Annotated in this window: 19 protein-coding genes; 15 read left to right on the top strand and 4 right to left on the bottom strand. The window is 72.7% G+C overall.

Translation table 11 applies throughout. The annotated features are described in order from the left end of the window. The first annotated feature begins 72 nt into the window (after positions 1-72). The 15 genes from F1734_RS24865 to F1734_RS24795 all read left to right on the top strand — a co-directional run bounded on the left by F1734_RS24865 (position 73) and on the right by F1734_RS24795 (position 12,452). Positions 73-1,632, top strand: coding sequence for an aldehyde dehydrogenase (locus tag F1734_RS24865; protein WP_203011192.1), 1,560 nt, complete (start codon positions 73-75; stop codon positions 1,630-1,632). Then, entirely contained in the window at positions 1,629-2,000 is a 372-nt protein-coding gene (locus F1734_RS24860; RefSeq protein ID WP_010595750.1) for a RidA family protein, read from the top strand. Before F1734_RS24865 ends, F1734_RS24860 begins: the two co-directional genes overlap by 4 nt. 29 nt (positions 2,001-2,029) lie before the next feature. Beyond that, the gene (locus F1734_RS24855) at positions 2,030-2,542 is read left to right on the top strand and encodes a cupin domain-containing protein (protein WP_010595749.1); all 513 of its coding nucleotides are present in this window, start codon (positions 2,030-2,032) and stop codon (positions 2,540-2,542) included. A gap of 105 nt (positions 2,543-2,647) precedes the next feature. Next, the gene (locus F1734_RS24850) at positions 2,648-3,535 is read left to right on the top strand and encodes a PDR/VanB family oxidoreductase (protein WP_238424063.1); all 888 of its coding nucleotides are present in this window, start codon (positions 2,648-2,650) and stop codon (positions 3,533-3,535) included. Positions 3,536-3,552: 17 nt separating this feature from the next. After that, positions 3,553-4,554: a VOC family protein gene (locus F1734_RS24845; RefSeq protein ID WP_010595747.1), complete on the top strand. Its 1,002-nt coding sequence runs from the start codon at positions 3,553-3,555 to the stop codon at positions 4,552-4,554. Further along, positions 4,551-5,321, top strand: a complete 771-nt coding sequence (locus tag F1734_RS24840) for an alpha/beta fold hydrolase (protein WP_119700128.1) — start codon at positions 4,551-4,553, stop codon at positions 5,319-5,321. The genes F1734_RS24845 and F1734_RS24840 overlap by 4 nt, the downstream gene beginning before the upstream one ends. Then, complete coding sequence (locus tag F1734_RS24835) at positions 5,321-6,058, top strand: SDR family oxidoreductase (protein WP_119700127.1); 738 nt, start codon at positions 5,321-5,323, stop codon at positions 6,056-6,058. The genes F1734_RS24840 and F1734_RS24835 overlap by 1 nt, the downstream gene beginning before the upstream one ends. Before the next feature lie 39 nt (positions 6,059-6,097). Next, positions 6,098-6,883 (top strand): SDR family oxidoreductase, encoded by a 786-nt coding sequence (locus tag F1734_RS24830; RefSeq protein ID WP_048771479.1) that lies wholly within the window; start codon positions 6,098-6,100, stop codon positions 6,881-6,883. Between the two features lie 30 nt (positions 6,884-6,913). Next, the gene (locus F1734_RS24825; RefSeq protein ID WP_203011190.1) at positions 6,914-8,599 is read left to right on the top strand and encodes a thiamine pyrophosphate-binding protein; all 1,686 of its coding nucleotides are present in this window, start codon (positions 6,914-6,916) and stop codon (positions 8,597-8,599) included. Beyond that, complete coding sequence (locus F1734_RS24820) at positions 8,596-9,060, top strand: alpha/beta fold hydrolase (protein WP_010595741.1); 465 nt, start codon at positions 8,596-8,598, stop codon at positions 9,058-9,060. The genes F1734_RS24825 and F1734_RS24820 overlap by 4 nt, the downstream gene beginning before the upstream one ends. Then, positions 9,057-9,299: a recombinase-like helix-turn-helix domain-containing protein gene (locus F1734_RS24815; protein ID WP_003934497.1), complete on the top strand. Its 243-nt coding sequence runs from the start codon at positions 9,057-9,059 to the stop codon at positions 9,297-9,299. Before F1734_RS24820 ends, F1734_RS24815 begins: the two co-directional genes overlap by 4 nt. A gap of 1 nt (position 9,300) precedes the next feature. Next, positions 9,301-10,395 carry a Rieske 2Fe-2S domain-containing protein gene (locus F1734_RS24810; protein ID WP_010595740.1) on the top strand — a complete coding sequence of 365 codons (1,095 nt, stop codon included), beginning with the start codon at positions 9,301-9,303 and terminating at the stop codon, positions 10,393-10,395. Beyond that, positions 10,392-10,715, top strand: a complete 324-nt coding sequence (locus F1734_RS24805; RefSeq protein WP_017679754.1) for a hypothetical protein — start codon at positions 10,392-10,394, stop codon at positions 10,713-10,715. Before F1734_RS24810 ends, F1734_RS24805 begins: the two co-directional genes overlap by 4 nt. Continuing rightward, the gene (locus F1734_RS24800) at positions 10,712-11,116 is read left to right on the top strand and encodes a RidA family protein (protein ID WP_048771485.1); all 405 of its coding nucleotides are present in this window, start codon (positions 10,712-10,714) and stop codon (positions 11,114-11,116) included. The genes F1734_RS24805 and F1734_RS24800 overlap by 4 nt, the downstream gene beginning before the upstream one ends. A 52-nt stretch (positions 11,117-11,168) precedes the next feature. Beyond that, entirely contained in the window at positions 11,169-12,452 is a 1,284-nt protein-coding gene (locus tag F1734_RS24795) for an MFS transporter (protein WP_010595736.1), read from the top strand. A gap of 54 nt (positions 12,453-12,506) precedes the next feature. On the opposite strand, the gene F1734_RS24790 is transcribed toward F1734_RS24795, so the two are convergent. The 4 genes from F1734_RS24790 to F1734_RS24775 are packed head-to-tail and all read right to left on the bottom strand — an operon-like array spanning position 12,507 to position 17,042. Further along, on the bottom strand, positions 12,507-13,718 hold the full coding sequence (locus F1734_RS24790; protein ID WP_191902676.1) for an acetyl-CoA C-acetyltransferase: 1,212 nt from the start codon (positions 13,716-13,718) through the stop codon (positions 12,507-12,509). Between the two features lie 26 nt (positions 13,719-13,744). Then, positions 13,745-14,536, bottom strand: coding sequence for an IclR family transcriptional regulator (locus tag F1734_RS24785; RefSeq protein WP_371851024.1), 792 nt, complete (start codon positions 14,534-14,536; stop codon positions 13,745-13,747). Positions 14,537-14,538: 2 nt separating this feature from the next. Continuing rightward, complete coding sequence (gene pcaDC / locus F1734_RS24780; RefSeq protein ID WP_203011189.1) at positions 14,539-15,705, bottom strand: bifunctional 3-oxoadipate enol-lactonase/4-carboxymuconolactone decarboxylase PcaDC; 1,167 nt, start codon at positions 15,703-15,705, stop codon at positions 14,539-14,541. Next, the gene (locus F1734_RS24775) at positions 15,702-17,042 is read right to left on the bottom strand and encodes a lyase family protein (RefSeq protein WP_203011188.1); all 1,341 of its coding nucleotides are present in this window, start codon (positions 17,040-17,042) and stop codon (positions 15,702-15,704) included. Before F1734_RS24775 ends, pcaDC begins: the two co-directional genes overlap by 4 nt. Between the last annotated feature and the right edge of the window lie 11 nt (positions 17,043-17,053).

Genomic DNA, 17,053 nt, shown 5'->3' with positions numbered 1-17,053 from the left:
TATCGATTCGGCGCGCACCACCCACCGCGAGCACCGTGGTCCGCGTCCCTCCCCACCGAACGGACCTCCCTCATGCCCATTGCGTACGCGTCCCCCCTCCAGGCGGGAACCGCCGAGCACGCCGAGTCCGTCGACACGGTCGACGAGATCCTCGTCGCCGGCCGCTGGCGACGCGGCCTCGGAGAGCGCCTCGACTCCGTCGACCCCGCGACGGGCCGGGTCTTCGCCGGCTTGCACACGGCGACCGTCGACGACGTCGACCGGGCTGTCACCGAGGGACTTCGGGCCGCGCACGGCGGATGGTCGTCGCTGCTCCCGCACGAACGGGCCCGGGTGCTGCACCGCATCGGCAACGCCCTCGACGACGAGGCCGATCGCGTCGCCCGGTTGCAGACCCTCGACACGGGCAAGACCCTGGCCGAGACCCGGGCACTGGTTGCCAGCGCCGCCAACACCTTTCGCTACACGGCGGCCGCCCTCGAGACGATGGACTCGGCCGTGACCACGCCCCGGGGGCCGTGGCTGACCATGTCGACGTACCAGCCGATGGGTGTCGTCGCCGCGATCACGCCGTGGAACTCCCCGATCGCGTCCGACGCACAGAAGATCGCCCCCGCGCTCGCCGCCGGCAACGCCGTCGTGAGCAAGCCGCCGGTGTGGGCCCCGTGGGTGACCCTGCTCCTCGCCCGCATCTGCGAGTCGGCCGGTCTGCCCGCCGGCGTCCTCTCGGTCCTGCCAGGTTCGGGGCGCACGGTCGGCGAGGCGCTGGTCCGGCATCCCGATGTCGCCAAGGTCAGTTTCACCGGCGGCACCGACACCGGTCGCCACCTCGCGCACCTGGCCGCCGACAAGCTCATGCCGATCACGCTCGAACTCGGCGGCAAGTCCCCGACGATCGTGTTCGAGGACGCCGACCCCGAACAGGCCGTCGCCGGCGTGCTCTACGGCATCTTCTCCTCGACCGGGCAGAGCTGCATCGCCGGATCGCGGATCTTCGTGCACCGCAGCATCGCCGAGACCTTCACCGCCGAACTCGTCCGGCGCGCAGCGGCGCTGCGCCTCGGACCCGGCACCGACCCGCGCACCCGGGTGGCCCCGCTGGTCACCTTCGCCCACCGGGACCGGGTGGCCGCCATGGTCGACGACGCCGTCGCCGACGGGGCCCGGGTGCTGTGCGGGGGCGCGATCCCGACCGACGAACGGCTCACCTGCGGTGCGTACTACCCGCCCACGGTGCTCACCGGGGTCGACAACGCCGCGACGATCTGCCGCGAGGAGGTCTTCGGCCCGGTGGCCGTCGTGCTGCCCTTCGACGACGAGGAGGACCTGATCGCGCAGGCGAACGACTCGGTGTACGGGCTGGCCTGCGGCATCTGGACCGCGGACTACCGACGGGCGTGGCGCGTGGCCGGCGCGGTGAAGGCGGGCACCGTCTGGATCAACACCTACAAGCAGTTCAGCATCTCGACTCCCTTCACCGGTCTCGGCGACAGCGGTCTCGGCACCGAGAAGGGACGCGAGGGCATCCGTCAGTACTGCGACCAGAAGAGCATCTACCTCGACCTGTCCGGCGAACCGATCGCCTGGGCCACCCCCGACCCGACAGAAACCCGAAAGGACCCCTCCCGGTGACCGATTCGACGACCGCGACCCACGACCGCACCGCTCACCCGTACAGTCCCGCCTACGCCGCCGCCGGCTTCGGGTTCGTCTCCGGCGCCCTGTCGGTCGACGAACACGGCATCGCCGTCGACGGCACGACCGCCGCCCTCGACGCCGCGATCGCCCGCCTCGGCGAGCGCCTGGCGACCATCGGCATGACCCTGTCCGACGTCGTCAAGACGACGTACTTCGTGACCGACGTGACGCTCCGCGACCAGGCGAACCGCCACTACGAGAAGATCTTCGCCGCTCCCCGCCCAGCCCGCTCGTTCGTCGAGGTCGCCGCCCTGCCCTACGGCGCCACCGTCGAGATCGAAGCCGTCGCGTACCGCGCCTGAACCACCCACCGCACGAAAGGACCACCGACATGGCCGCACCCGAGAAGACCGATCTCGAAACCCTCATCGACTCCTGCATCGCCAGCCGTGACAGCCGCTACGAGGACTGGGACACCCTCGGCTTCCAGGCCGCCAAGGGCGGAGACCGCTTCAAGCGCGCCCAGATCCGCTACATCGGGTCCGGTGCCACCGGCAACCACGAGGGCGACGCCCGCACGCTGCCCGCCGAGCACTTCACCCTGTCCAACATGCGGCTGCCCGCCGGCGCGGTGGGGCCCGAGCACACCCACCACGACGTCGAAGAGGTGTTCTTCGTGCTCGAGGGCGAGCTCGAGGTCGCGGTCCACGACGTCGAGGACGGCACCCGCAAGGCCGTCCGCCGGCTCGGTTACCGCGACATGATCCGCGTGCCCGCCGGAGTGCCGCGCAGCCTCGCGAACGTCGGCGACACCGACGCGCTGTTCTGCGTGATCATCGGCGCCGCCAAGCCGCAGCTGCCCACCTACCCGCCGAGCTCGGAGATGTACGGCGTCACCCGCTGACGCCACCGAGAAGACCCGCCGACAGGGAGATCCCCGATGGAGCAGTCCGTCCGACGTCGCCTCCGCGTCCACCAGAAAACCTGGGAGGCAGACGGAGTCACCAGCGTGACGTTCGTCGATCCGACCGGCGCCGCGTTGCCGCAGTGGCAGCCGGGTGCGCATCTCGCCCTGCACCTGCCGAACGGGGTGGTGCGCGAGTACTCGCTGTGCTCGGATCCGCAGGACACCACGCGCTGGTCGGTCGCGGTGCTGCGCGCCGAGCGTTCCCGCGGCGGCAGCGCCTACGTGCACGAATCGTTGCAGATCGGCGCGGAGATCGACGTCGACGGACCGCGCAGCGCCTTCGCCCTCGACGACGCCGCGACCGAACACGTCCTCGTGGCCGGCGGTATCGGCATCACCCCGATCGTCGCGATGATGCGGCAACTGCGGGCCGAGGGACGGCCGTGGCGCCTGCTCTACGCCGGACGCTCCCGGGCGGCGATGGCGTTCGTCGACGAGATCGCCGCCGGACCCACCGGGCAGGTGACCGTCCACGCCGACGACGAGGCCGGTGGTCTGCCGGACCTCGCGGGGACGCTGTCGGGTCTCGCCCCGACCGCCGTCGTCTACTGCTGCGGACCGGCACCGCTCATCGATGCGGTCACCGCCGCGGTCCCGGACCCCGGCCAGGTCCGCACCGAGCGGTTCGCGGCCCCGGAACCGGCGCCGTGCACGGGGGAGGACACCGCCTTCGACGTGATCGTCGAGAGCACCGGCCGGCGCATCCCGGTGCCGCCGACCGTGTCGGTGCTCGACGCCCTCACCGCCGCCGGTGTGCCCGTGCCGAACTCGTGCACCGAAGGTATCTGCGGGACGTGCGAAGTCGGGGTGATCAAAGGCGACGTGGACCACCGCGACTTCCTGCTCACCGAGTCCGAGCACGCCGCCGGATCGACGATGTTTCCGTGCGTGTCCCGGTGCCGCTCTGCCGAACTCGTGCTGGATCTGTGAGAAGGGAACCGGAACGCATGTATCACCACCAACTTCCGCGCTACAGCGACTCGCCCGTCTGCCGGCTGCGCGCCCTGCGCTCGGTCACCCTGTCGGTGCCGGATCCGGCCGCCTCGCGGGACTTCTACCACGAGGCCTGGGGGCTGACGACCGTCGAGGCCGACGGGGATCGATTCTGGTTGCGCGCCACCGGCCCCGAGCACCACGTGCTGACGGTCGAACGGGGGGAGACCAACGCCCTCGGGCGCATCAGCCTCGCCGTCGCCACCCCGCGTGAGATCGACGACGCCGCACTGGCCCTCGACCGGCTCGGCATCCCGATGCTGCGCACACCGGGCCCCCTCGACGACGCCGGCGGCGGCTACGGGCTGCAACTGGTCGATCCGGAGGGACGCTGCCTCGAGCTGTCGGCCGATACCCACGCCGTCACCGAGCAGGAACCGGCGGGACGCCGCGCCGTTCCCCGCAAGATCGCCCACGTCGTGCTCAACACGACCGACATCGAACGCACCACCGCCTTCTACACCCAGGTGCTCGGCATGCGGGTCTCCGACTGGTCGGAGCGGCAGATGTCCTTCCTCCGCTGCAACTCCGACCACCACGTCATCGCGCTCAACCGGGCGCCGTGGCCCTCACTCAACCACGTGGCGTACGAGATGCAGAGCCTCGATCACTTCATGCGCGGCATCGGCAGCCTGAAGGCCCACGGCATCGCGCCGCAGTGGGGCCCGGGCCGGCACGGTCCCGGCGACAACACCTTCTCCTACTTCACCGACCCTGCAGGCCTGGTGTGCGAGTACACCTCCGAGGTCGCCCAGATCGACGAGGACGCCTGGCTGTGCCGCACCTGGAAGCGCACCCCGGAACTGTCCGACCAGTGGGGGACGGCCGGACCGCCCACCACGACCGTGCGTTCCGCCATGGCGGGCAGCCCCGACCCGGGGCACCGCGACCGTGTCGAGGCCCGCGACGCCGGCTACTTCTACGGGGCCGCCGTCGCGGCCGGGGCGCTGTCGTGACCCCCGCGCACCTGCACGTCGAGCGTCTCGGGACGGGAGATCCGGTGCTGCTGTTGCACGGCATCGGCGGGAACGCGAACTCCTGTGCACCGCTCGCGGCGGAACTCGCGGCCCGCGGACATGCGACCTACCGGCTCGATGCCGCGGGGTACGGTCGCTCCGCCGACCCGGCCGACGTCCACCACGACCACGCGAGGGACGTCCTGACCGTCCTCGACGACATCGACCCGGACCGGCCCGTTCACCTCGTCGGAACGTCCTGGGGTGGTGTCGTCGCGCTCGAGGTCGCGCGCCGCCGGCCCGGCCGGGTCCGCACGCTCGTCCTCGCCGACAGCACCCGGGGCTCGGGCACGTCGCCCGCCCGCGCCGCCGCCATGCGCGACCGTGTCCCGGCGCTGCGCGCCGCCGGCCCCGAGCGCTTCGCGGCCGAACGCGCACCGAAACTGACCGCACCGGACGCGGCCGAGCACGTGCGGGCTCGCGTCGCCGCCGACATGGCGGCCGTCCGCCCCGCCGGGTACGCGGCCGCCGCCGAATGCATGGCGTCGACCGACCACGGGCCGATCCTGCACACGTTGGCCGTCCCCACCCTCGTGGTGGTCGGCGAGCACGACCGCGTCACCGGCGTCGTCGAATCGCAACTCCTGGCGGACGCCATTCCCGGGGCGCGGCTCACCGTCGTCACCGGTGCGGGTCACGCCGCGATCCAGGAGCAGCCCCGCGTGGTCGCCGGCGAACTCGTCCGATTCTGGGAAGAGGTGGCGTGATGAGCGGAACCGTCGTGGTGACCGGTGCCGGGCGCGGACTCGGCTACTGCATCGCCGAACGGCTGTGCGCCGAGGGACGGCGCGTGGTGATCGCCGAGCGCAACGCGGCGAACGCCGAAGCCGCCGCCACCGCCCTGCGCGACCGCGGCGGCGAGGCGATCGCGGTGGTCACGGACATCGCGGACGCCGCGTCCGTGCGCGCTCTGGCGGCGCGCGTCGCCGAGGAGGGGCCGCTGGTGGGCCTGGTCAACAACGCCGCCGTCGCCGACGGTGTCGGCGGGGACGCCTTCTGGGAACTGCCCGAACCCGAGTTCGACCGGATCACCTCGGTCAACGTGCGCGGCACCTGGCTCGTGACCAAACACCTGTGGCCGCTGCTCGCCGCCGCCGGCGGCGCGATCGTGAACATGGCATCCGACGTGGCGTTCTACGGATCACCGCGGCTCGTCCACTACGTCGCCTCCAAGGGCGCAGTCGTCGCGATGACCCGTTCGATGGCCCGGGACGCCGGCCCCCACGGGGTGCGGGTCAACGCCGTCGCCCCCGGGCTCGTCCGGGTCGAGGCCACCGAGTCCGTTCCCGCCGCCCGCTACGCCACCTACGCGCAGGGCCGCGCCCTCCCGCGCGACCAGACCCCCGAGGACGTCGCCGGGGTCGTCCGGTTCCTCCTGTCGGAGGACGCCGCCTTCGTCACCGGCCAGACCGTCGTCGTCGACGGCGGATTCGTCCTGAACTGACCTGCTCGCCCGGCGAGCACCCGAACCCACGGAGAACCCATGGACCTGCACCTCACCGGACGCACGGTGATCGTCACCGGCGCGAGTTCCGGGGTCGGCCTCGCCACCGCCCGGATGCTCGCCGCCGAAGGCGCCCGCGTCGCACTCTGCGCCCGCGACCTCGCACGCCTGCGCCGCGCCGCCGCCACCCTGGCGGCCGACCCGGCCGACGTCCTGACCGCCGCGTGCGATGTCACCGACCGGAACTCCGTGCAGGCCTTCGCCGATGCGGTCGTCGACCGGTTCGGCGGCATCGACGGAGTGGTGTGCAACGCCGGGCGTTCACTGATGTCGACACTCACCGACACCACCGACGAGCAGATCCGGGACGAGTTCGAGCTCAAGATCTTCGGCGCGCTGCATCTGATCCGCGCGGCCCGGCCGGCGCTCGCGAAGTCCGATGCGGCCTCCGTGGTGGTCGTCAACGCGATCCTCGCGCGGCAACCCGAACTGCGGCTCGCCGTCACCTCGGCCGCCCGTGCCGGACTGCTCAACCTGGCGCAGTCCCTCTCCGGGGAACTCGCCCCCGACGGCATCCGCGTCAACTCGGTGCTGCTCGGCCTCGTCGACACCGGCCAGTGGCAGCGCCGGCACGCCGAATCCGGCGCCGGCCGCGACTTCGACGAGTGGAGCGCCGAGATCGCCGCCGACCGCGGAATCGGACTGGGCCGCTTCGGAACTGCGGACGAGGTCGCCTTCCCCGTCACCACCCTGCTCTCACCCCGCAACAGCTACGTGACCGGCGCGACCGTCGACGTCGGCGGCGGAGTCGGACGCTACGTCTGACCCCCAGCGGTCATCTGCAACGGAGGAACCATGGACACCCCCTCGACCGAGCCGGCCCGGCGCACCACCGGCGGCGACGTCCTCGTGTCGGTCATGCGCCGGCACGGCATCGACACCGCGTTCGGCGTCGTCAGCATCCACAACCTGCCCCTCGTCGAGGCCGTCGCCCGCGACCTGAACTTCGTCGAGGTGCGGCACGAGGCCGCGGCGGTCAACGCCGCGGACGGGTACGCCCGCGCCTCGGGCCGCATCGGCGTGGCACTGACGAGCACCGGAACCGGCGCCGGCAACGCCGCCGGATCGATGATAGAGGCGCTCACCGCCGGCAGCCGCGTCCTGCACGTGACCGGCCAGATCGAAAGCGAATTCCTCACGCCCGAACCGGCCTCGTCGAGCCGCGGCGTGATCCACGAATTCCCCCGGCAACGGCAGATGCTCGATGCCGTGTCCGCCTACGCGGCGACGATCACCGACGCCAAGGACGCCGAGGCGGAACTCGAGGCCGCGATCGGCCGCGTCCTGTCGGCACCGCAGGGGCCGGCGAGTGTCGAATGGCCCACCGACCTGCAGTATCTGGCGTCGCCGGACGAGCAGCGGGCGGCCGATACCCGGATCGCACGGCCACCGGCCCCCAACGCTGCTGCGCTGGACCGCGCCGCCGCGGTGCTCGCCTCCGCCGAGCGGCCGCTGCTGTGGCTCGGTGGGGGTGCCGCCGGCGCCGGCGACGAACTGCGTGCCCTCGCGCACCGGCTCGGGGCCGGGATTCTCACCAGCAACTCCGGACGGGGCATCGTGTCCGAGGACGACGACCTCGTCGTCGGGAACTTCGCGGCCTCCCCCGAGGTCGCCGGGCTCCTCGCCGACGCCGACGTCCTGCTCGCCGTCGGAACCCACTTCCGGTCCAACGAGACCAAGAGCTACCACCTCGCACTGCCGGCGACCCAGGTGCAGATCGACGTCGATCCCGCCGCGATCGGCCGGGTGTATCCGGCCACGGTCGGCATCGTCGCCGACGCCCGCACGGCACTGCGCGGCATCCTCGACGCGCTCGACGGCGCCGGCCGGCGCGACGACTGGGCGGCCCGGGTCCGAACGGTGCGCGAGCGCAGCCGGGCCGCACTCACCGAGTACATCGGCGGCTACGCCGAGATCTGCGAGGGCATGCGCCGCGTGCTGCCCCGCCGGTCCGTGGTCGCCCGCGACGTGACGATCCCGTCCAGCCAGTGGGGCAACCGCCTGCTGCCGTTCTACGAGCGGGAGACCAACATCTTCCCGCTCGGCGGCGGCATCGGGCAGGGCCTGGCCATGGGACTCGGTGCGGCCCAGGCCCGCCGGGACGTGCCGACGGTCGTGATGGCCGGGGACGGCGGTCTGGCCGTGCACCTCGGCGAGCTCGCCTCGCTCGCCGGCACCGACGCGTGGTGCGTCGTGCTGGTGTTCAACGACGGCGGCTACGGCGTTCTCCGGAACATGCAGGAGGCCAACGGTTTCTGTCGGTCCGGGGTGGACCTGCACACGCCGCGGTTCGATCTGCTCGCCGCGTCGATGGGCATGCCGTACACCCTCGTGCACCGGCCCGGCGTCTTCGAGGCCGCATTGGCCGAGGCGGTCGCGGCGCGCCGGCCCGCCCTCGTCGAGGTCGACGTGACCGCCCTCGACCCCCCGCCCGGACCGTTCGTCCCACCGGTGCACGTGCCGACGGGAGGTGCGCGATGAACTCGCCGGCCGAGGCGCTCTGGTGGGCCGGCGGGCAGGCCGAGACGGCGTTGCGCGACGGCCGCGCGGTGCACCTGTGCGCCGCGGGTGCCGATGCCGAACCCGCCCTGCGCGCGGCGGGCCGTCACGAATCCCTGCTGCGCAGCCTGATCCTCGCCGATCCCGTGCTCGACGTCGACACCGTCGCCGGCGTCCTCGGCCGGATCACCGTCCCCACCCTGGTGGTGGCCTCCGCGCTCGGCGACGACACCGATCTGTCCGTACCGCAGCGCCTCGCCGGCGAGATCGACAACGGAGTCTTCGTCGTCGTCGACGGATGTCCGGCGCCCGTCCACCTCACGCGGCCCGAGTCGTTCGCCGAATGGGCGAGCGCCTTCGCCGCCATCGCCGAGGGACTCGCCGCCCGCTACCGCTCGGGGCTCGCCGCCCCCACCCCCCACATCGAAGGAGTTCTCGCGTGAACCGCACCGCGACGGCACGATCCGCCGAACCGTACCTGGAACCCCGACAGACCCATCCCGATCCGCTGACCCCCTACGAGGACAAGCTCGCCGGTTCCCTGATGGAGATCTTCGGGACCGGCACCCACGACCTGCCCGGTGTCGTCGAGGGACTCAACGGCCTGGGGCTGCACGGCCCCGACGGCCGGCCCTGGACCGAGGACACCTTCCGCGCCGAGATGCGACGACTGGGGAGATGACATGACCACCTTCGAGACCACACACACCACCACCGGGGGCTCGCGCCCGACCGGACCCCGATTCGCCGTCGGCACCCGCCGGCCGATGGACGCCGACGAGATCGCCGCGACCGGCCTGCGCGACCGCTGGTACCCGATCCTCCCGTCGCGCATGGTCGAACCGGGCGCCATGATCAAGGTCACCCGCCTCGGCGTGGACTGGCTGCTGTTCCGCGACGCGCGGGGCGCAGTCCACATGCTCGAGGACCGGTGCCCGCACCGCAGCGCGCCGCTGTCCGTCGGCCAGCACCTCGGTGACCGCGTCGCCTGCCTGTACCACGGCGTGCAGGTCGACGGCACCGGCACCGTCGTCTCCGTGCCCGGCATGCCCGGATGCGCGCTCGAGGGCAAACGCGCGACCGCGTCGCTGTCGGTGGTCGAAGCCGCCGACACGATCTTCGCGTTCGTGCCCCTGACCCACGACTCCGTGCCCACCCCGTTCGTGCTGCCGGACCGGCTCGCGGACGACGAGGTGTCGTGGTTCCCGAACTACGCGGAGTGGGCCGGGCCGTGGCGGTTCTACATGGACAACGTGCTCGATCCGATGCACGGGGCGTTCCTGCACCGCAATTCGCACTCGATGTTCGGCGGCGACACGTCGGCGCGGTTCCGGATCCGCGAGACCGGCCGCGGGTTCTTCTTCGAGAAGACCGACCAGCGCGGCGTGAACTTCGACTGGGTGGAATTCGTGCGCGGATCGATGGACTACGTGGACCTCGAGATCCCGTACGCCCCCAACGCCGGTCCCGGCGGGGTCTTCGGCATCGTCGGGATGTGCACCCCGATCGACCGGGACCACTCCGCCATCTTCCACTGGCGCACCCGGCGGGTGTCGGGCTGGGAACGGGAGGCGTGGCGCTTCCTGTACCGGACCCGGCTCGAGGAACGGCACTGGGAGGTCCTCGAACAGGACCGCGCCGTCCTCGAGGCGCTGGCCGCGGACGCCGACGTCGAGGAACACCTCTACCAGCACGACCTCGGTGTCTCCCGGATCCGCCGGATCTACCGGGCCGACGCGAAGCAGCAGGCGGCCGTGCTCGCGGGTGTGCCGGCATGAGCGGCGGGACCCTGATGCTCACCGTCGTCCTGCGGCACGACCAGAGCCGGAACCTCGAACAGTTGCAGGGCCGGCTCGACGACGCGGACTGGTGGCACGGGTTCCCGCCCGAGGGGTGCGAGGTCGTCTCGTGGGTCGTCGCGATGGGGATCGGCCAGATCGTGACCCTGCGGCTGCCCGCCGAGCGGCTGGCCGCCGTCAACGTCGAACTCGAGCGTCGCGCGTGGGGCGTGTTCCGCACCGAGTGCTACCCGACCTACGACTTCGTGCCGGTACGCGAGCGGTTGACCCGCGAATCCGACGCACGGGTGGTCCGATGAGCCGCGTCGGCCACCCGTCCGTCCCGGAACCCCCGCGGCCGGGCATGTTCAGCAACGCCCGCGTCTTCGGCCGGCACTTCTTCGTCTCCGGTATGCACGCCGGCACCCCCGACGGTCCCGTCGGCGGCGGCGACGTCTACCGGCAGGCGCGGGAGGCGTTCCGGCGCACCCGCGTCCTGGTCGAAGCCTGCGGGGCGCAGGTCGACGACATCCTCGCCCTGCGCATCTACGTCACGGACATCGCGGACAAGGCCGCCGTCGGGCGGGCCCGGGCGGAGGTGTTCCACGGCGACTTCCCGTGCTCGACCCTGGTCGAGGTGTCGGCCCTGGTCGAGGCCGGCCTCGGCGTCGAGGTCGAGGCACAGGGCATCATCTCAGCGACCGCGACGGCGGACGCGTAATCTTCCGTTTCGACGCCCGTGGCAGGGCATCGACCGACCCGAGGACGCCATCATGCGCGGAACCGACAGCACACCGTCCCTCACCCGAACCGATGAGGACTCGCCCAACTGGCTGGTCCTCGTCCTGACCTTCGTCGCCGTCGTCCTCGACGGCTACGACACGATCGCCCTGGGCCTGTCGGTCCCGGCACTCGCGAGGGACTGGGGCGTCGCCCCGTCCCACTTCACTCCCGCGCTGTCGCTGACCAGCGCCGGCGTCGCGCTCGGCTACCTCGCCTGCGGCCGGCTCGTCGCCCGGTTCGGTGCCCGCCGCGTCGTGCTGGCGGCCGTGGTGGTGTTCACCGTCGGTTCGCTGCTGACCGCGTTCGCGTCGACGATCACCGAACTGACGGCCCTGCGGGTGCTGACCGGACTCGGTCTCGGCGCGGTGCTGCCCGCCGCCGTGTCGCATGCGACGGTGCTCAATCCGCCCCGGCTGCGGCAGTCCATCGCGGTGTTCGTCACGATGGGCATCTCGCTCGGTGCGCTGCTCGCCGGCCTGGTCGGCACGCGCCTGATCGCCGCGTTCGGCTGGGAGTCGGTGTTCCTCGCCGGCGCCGCCGCATCCGCCGTCCTGCTGCCGCTGCTGTGGATCGGACTGCCCGACGGCCGCGCCGCCGCCGGTGGGCCCGCACCGGAGGCCACGACGTCGGCGGTGCGGCAGGCCTCCGTCGCGCGCCTGTTCGACCCCGGTCTGCGCAGCCGCACGCTGCTGCTGTGGGGCTTCTCGTTCCTGATGTTCACCGTGTACTACGTCTTCTCGTCGTGGCTGCCGACGCTGCTGACGAGCTACGGGTTCTCGGCGAGCCTCGCGCCGCTGGGGTCGGCGGCGCTCGGTATCGGCAGCATCGTCGGCGCGGCGGTCCTGATGATCGGCGCGCTGCGGTTCCGGATGTCGTCGGTGCTCGTGGTCACGACGTCGCTGGCGATCGTCTTCCTCGTCGTGTCCGCGTTCCTCGGCGCCGACAAGGTGCTGCTGCTGATCGTCTTCGGTGGAGTGGGGCTCGGCGTCCAGGCGGGCATGATCGGCCAGACCGCACTGTCGGTCTCGATGTATCCGCAGGCCACCGCGACGACGGCGGTGGGCTGGTCGGCGTCGATGGGCCGGCTCGGCTCCGTGGTCGGGCCCGTCCTGGGCGGCGCACTGATCGGCCTCGGCGTCCCCACCGGCACCATCGTCCTCGTCGCCTGCGTCCCGGTCCTGGCCGCCCTGGTCCTCATCGCGGTGCTCGGCCGGATCACCGCGCCGAACGCGCTCTCGAAGACGGAACCCGCCGTCGTGCCCGCCCGCCGCTGACGCGGCCGGTGTGTCCTTTGGGCTGCCCTGGCAGCCCAAAGGACACACCGGCGGCTACGCCGCCTTCTCGAACACCGCGGCCAGGCCCTGGCCGCCGCCGATGCACATCGTCTCGAGGCCGTAGCGCCCCCCGCGACGGTCCAGTTCGCGCAGCAGGGTCGCGAGGATGCGGCCGCCGGTCGCGCCGACCGGATGGCCGAGGGAGATGCCGGAGCCGTTGGGGTTCAGGCGGGTGTCGTCGGGCTCGAGGCCCCAGCTGCGGGTCACGGCGAGGGTCTGCGCGGCGAACGCCTCGTTGAGCTCGATCACGTCCATGTCGGCCAGGGTCAGGCCGAGCCGGCCGAGGGCCTTCTCGGTGGCCGGCACCGGGCCGATGCCCATGGTGCGCGGCGGCACTCCCGCCACCGCCCAGCTCGCGAGCCGGGCCAGCGGGCGCAGTCCCAGCTGGGCCGCCTTCTCGGCGGTGGTGACGATCGCGACGGCCGCACCGTCGTTCTGGCCGCTGGCGTTGCCGGCGGTGACGGTCGACTCCGGGTCGATCCTGGCCCGGATCGGGCGCAGCGTGGCGAGCGATTCGATGCTGGTGTCGGCGCGGGGGTGCTCGTCGGTGTCGACGACGAGCGGTTCACCTTTGCGCTGCGGCACCGCCACGGGAACGATCTCCTGCGCGAAGACGCCGTTCTTCTGCGCGGCGACGGCCCGCTGGTGCGACTGCACCGCCAGGGCGTCCTGGTCCGCCCGGCTGAGGGAGAACTCGGCGCGCAGGTTCTCCGCCGTCTCGATCATGCCGCCGGGCACCGGGAAGTCGCGGCCGCCGGCGGTGACCCGCGCGCGGGCCAGCCGGTCGGACAGGGCCACGGCCTCGCCCTTGACGCCCCACCGCATGCCGGTGGCGTAGAACTCGGCCTGGCTCATCGACTCGGCGCCACCGGCGAGGATCAGGTCGCTGCCGCCGGACTGGACCTGCATGACGGCCTGCAGGATCGCCTGCAGCCCGGAGCCGCAGCGCCGGTCGACCTGCAGTCCCGGAACCTCGACGCCCAGACCGGCGTTCAATGCGGCGACGCGGCCCAGCGCGGGAGCTTCGCCGTTGGGCGAGGCCTGACCGAGGATCACGTCGTCGACGTCCGTGCCGGCGAGGCCGGTGCGGGCGACGAGCTCGCGGATCACGGTGGCGGCCAAGTCTTCCGGAGCGACGTCCTTCAGGACGCCGCCGAAGCGACCGACGGGGGTACGGAGGGGTTCGCAGATCACGACGTCGCGCATGGCACTTCCTTGTCGGGGAATCGGGGTCAGTGGTTCTGGGTCCGGGCGAGGTCGGACGAGATCGCCGCCGCGGTGTCGACCACAGCGGGCACGAGGTCGCTGTGGACGGCGTCGAGGCTGTAGCGGGCGGCCTGGGTGGAGATGTTCACGGCCGCGACGACGGCACCCGAGGCGTCGCGGATGGGTGCGGCCAGCGACCGCAGGCCCTCCTCGAGCTCCTGGTCGACGATGCAGTAGCCGTCCCGCCGGATCCGGTCGAGCTCGGCGCGCAGGTCGGCGGGAGTGACGAGGGTCCGCGACGTGAGGGGCTCGAGCGTCGCGGTGGCGAGGTAGGCGTCGAGGTCGGCGGGGGACAGGCCGGCCAGCAGCACCCGGCCCATCGACGTGGCGTGCGCCGGGAAGCGGGTGCCGATGGTGATGGAGACGGTCATGATGCGGCTGACCGGCACCCGCGCGACGTACACGACGTCGCCGCCGTCGAGCACGGACACCGACGTCGACTCGTGCACCTTCTGGGCGAGCGCCTCGAGGTGCGGGCGGGCGACGTCCGGCAGCGTCAGACTCGACAGGTAGCTGTAGCCGAGTTCGAGCACGCGCGGCGTCAGCCAGAACTGGGAGCCGTCCGTACGTACGTATCCGAGCTCGACCAGGGTGAGCAGGAACCGTCGCGCGGTGGCCCGGGTCAGGTCGGTGGCCTTGGCGACCTCGCTCAGGGTGCGGCGCGGATGCTCGGCGTCGAATGCCTTGATGACGGACAGTCCGCGGGCGAGGGACTGCACGTAGTCCGGCGACGCCGCGATCGGTTCGCCGTGGGTCATCGTCATGTGGTGCTCCCCTCGCCGTCTGCGAGTGCCTGCCGGCCGAGCGCGAAGGCCCGGTTGCTGTTCGGCACTCCCGCGTAGATCGCGGTGTGCAGGAATACTTCCACGAGCTCGTCGGGGTCGGCTCCGGCGCGCAGCGCGGCCCGGATGTGCATGTCGAGTTCGTGTTCGTTGCCGACGGCGGTGAGGATCGCCAGGGTCAGCAGCCGGCGGATGTGGTGGTCCAGGCCCGGCCGCGACCACACATCGCCCCACGCGGTGCGGGTGATGAAATCCTGGAACGGCCGGGTGAACTCGGTGGCCGACGCCACGGCCCGGTCGACGTGGGCGTCGCCGAGGACCGTGCGCCGCACCCGCATGCCCTGCTCGAACGCGGCGGTGCGCTGCGCACCGGCGGGCGTCGCACGGGTGATGTGCTCGCGGATGAGGGCGGTGATCCGGCCGGCCTGCTCGACGTTGGCCAGGTGCGCGCCCGGGCCGACGACGTGGAAGTCGGCGCCGGCGATGCCGTCGGCGATGAGCTGCATGGTGGCCGGCGGGGTGGCCGGATCCTGCTCGCCGGCGACGACGAGGGTGGGCGCGACGATGCGGGCCAGGTCGGGGCGCCCGTCCCACGTCGCGAGCGCCTCGCAGCAGGCGGCGTATCCCTCGTCGCTCGTGCCGGAGACCATCTGCACGTGCCGTGCGACGAGTTCGGGGTCGCGTTCGGCGAGTTCGGGGGTGAACCAGCGGCCGACGATCGACTCGGCGATCGATGCCAGCCCGTCGGCGCGGACGGTCGCGGCGCGGTCGAGCCACGGCTGGGCCGGGGCGAACGCGGCGGACGTGCACAGCAGCGTCAGGGTGCGGATGCGCTCGGGACGGTGCGCGGCGAGCCACTGGCCGACGGCACCGCCGAGCGACAGGCCCACGAAGTGCACCGAGTCGAGGCCGAGGGAATCGAGGAGCGCGACGACGTCGCCACCGAGATCGGCCACCGTGTAGGGCCCGTCGACGACGGGTGACTTGCCGTGCCCGCGGTGGTCGACGGCGACGACGTTCGCGATCGGGGACAGCGCGGTGATCTGCGGCGTCCACATCGACCGGTCGGAGCCGAGGGAGCCGAGCAGCACGACCGGCGGGGCCGCGGGGTCGCCGTACTGTTCGTAGTCGAGCGTGACTGTCATGCTTGTCCTCCGAGGAGCCGGTCGTGGTGGGCGAGGGCACGGTCGACGAGATCGCCGGCGTGGCCGAGGTAGCGGGTGGGGTCCAGCAGGGCGCGGACCCGGTCGGCACCGAGGTGTCCGGTGATCGCCGGGTCGCGGTCGAGGGGGGTGCCGGTCTGCGCGGCGGCGGTGACGATGTCGCGGGCCTCGTCGGTGTGCTGGGCCAGGGCGGCGGTGACCTTCTCGGCGAGGATCGCGCCGCCCGTGCGGTCGAGGTTGCGGGCGAGTGCGTCCGGGTGGACGTGCAGTCCGCCGAGGCTGGTCGAAAGCTGATGTGCCGCACCGCCGGTCAGGCGCAACAGGTCGGTGAGCGGCTCCCATTCGGCGTGCCACGAGCCCGCGGCGCGGGCGAATTCGTGGTCGGTCGATGCGAGCACGGTCGCGACCAGGCCGGGTACCCGGCGGGCGGCGGCACGGGCGGTGATCGCGGCGACCGGGTTGCGCTTGTGCGGCATCGCCGACGAACCGCCGGGCGCGTCCTCGCTCACCTCGCCGACTTCGGTGGCGGCCATGAGCACGACGTCGGTGGCGGGTTTGGCGACAGCACCGGCGGCGACGCCGAGCGCCGTCGCGAGCCGGGTGACCGGGGTGCGGGCGGTGTGCCACGGCACGAGGGGCCGGGCGAGGCCGAGCAGGTCGGCGAGGGTGTCCGCGAACGCGAGTCCGTCGGGGTGCACGGCCGCGAGAGTTCCTGCTGCTCCGCCGTATTGGGCCGGCAGATCGCCGAGGGCGCGGTCCAGTTCGGAGGTGGCGTCGTCGAGTGCGACGAGCCACGTCGCGGCGAGGGCGCCGAACGTGGTGGGCAGCGCCTGCTGGCCGAGGGTGCGGGCGACCGTCGGGGTGTCACGGTGCCGGCGGGCCAGGTGCGCCGCGGCGTCGGCGGCGTCGCGCAGCTCGGCGACGACGCGCCGGCCGGCCTCGCGGGCGAGCAGCATCAGCGCGGAGTCGAGGACGTCCTGGCTGGTGGCCCCGACGTGCACCGCGGCGGCGGGGGCGTCCGCGCGCGCCCGCAGGATCTTCACCAGCGGGATCACCGGATTGCCCCCGGCCGCCGAGAGCCGGCCCAGTTCGGCCGGGTCCAGGTCGCGGCCGAGGTCGTCGGCCGCGGCGGCGACGGCGACGACCTCGGCGGGGGTCGCCCGACCGTGCTTCTCGGCGGCGCGGGTGATCGCCACCTCCACCTCGAGCAGGGCGGTGATCCACGCGCGGTCGGACAGCAGCGGCGCGAGGTCGGCGGCGCCGAACACGGGGTCGAAGAGGGCACCGCGGGTGGGGTCGGACTGCGCCGGCACGGTCAAGACACGCTCCC

The organism is Rhodococcus ruber (genome assembly GCF_016804345.1).
Lineage (GTDB): Bacteria > Actinomycetota > Actinomycetes > Mycobacteriales > Mycobacteriaceae > Rhodococcus > Rhodococcus ruber.
This window is presented reverse-complemented; position numbering and strand designations above follow the sequence as displayed.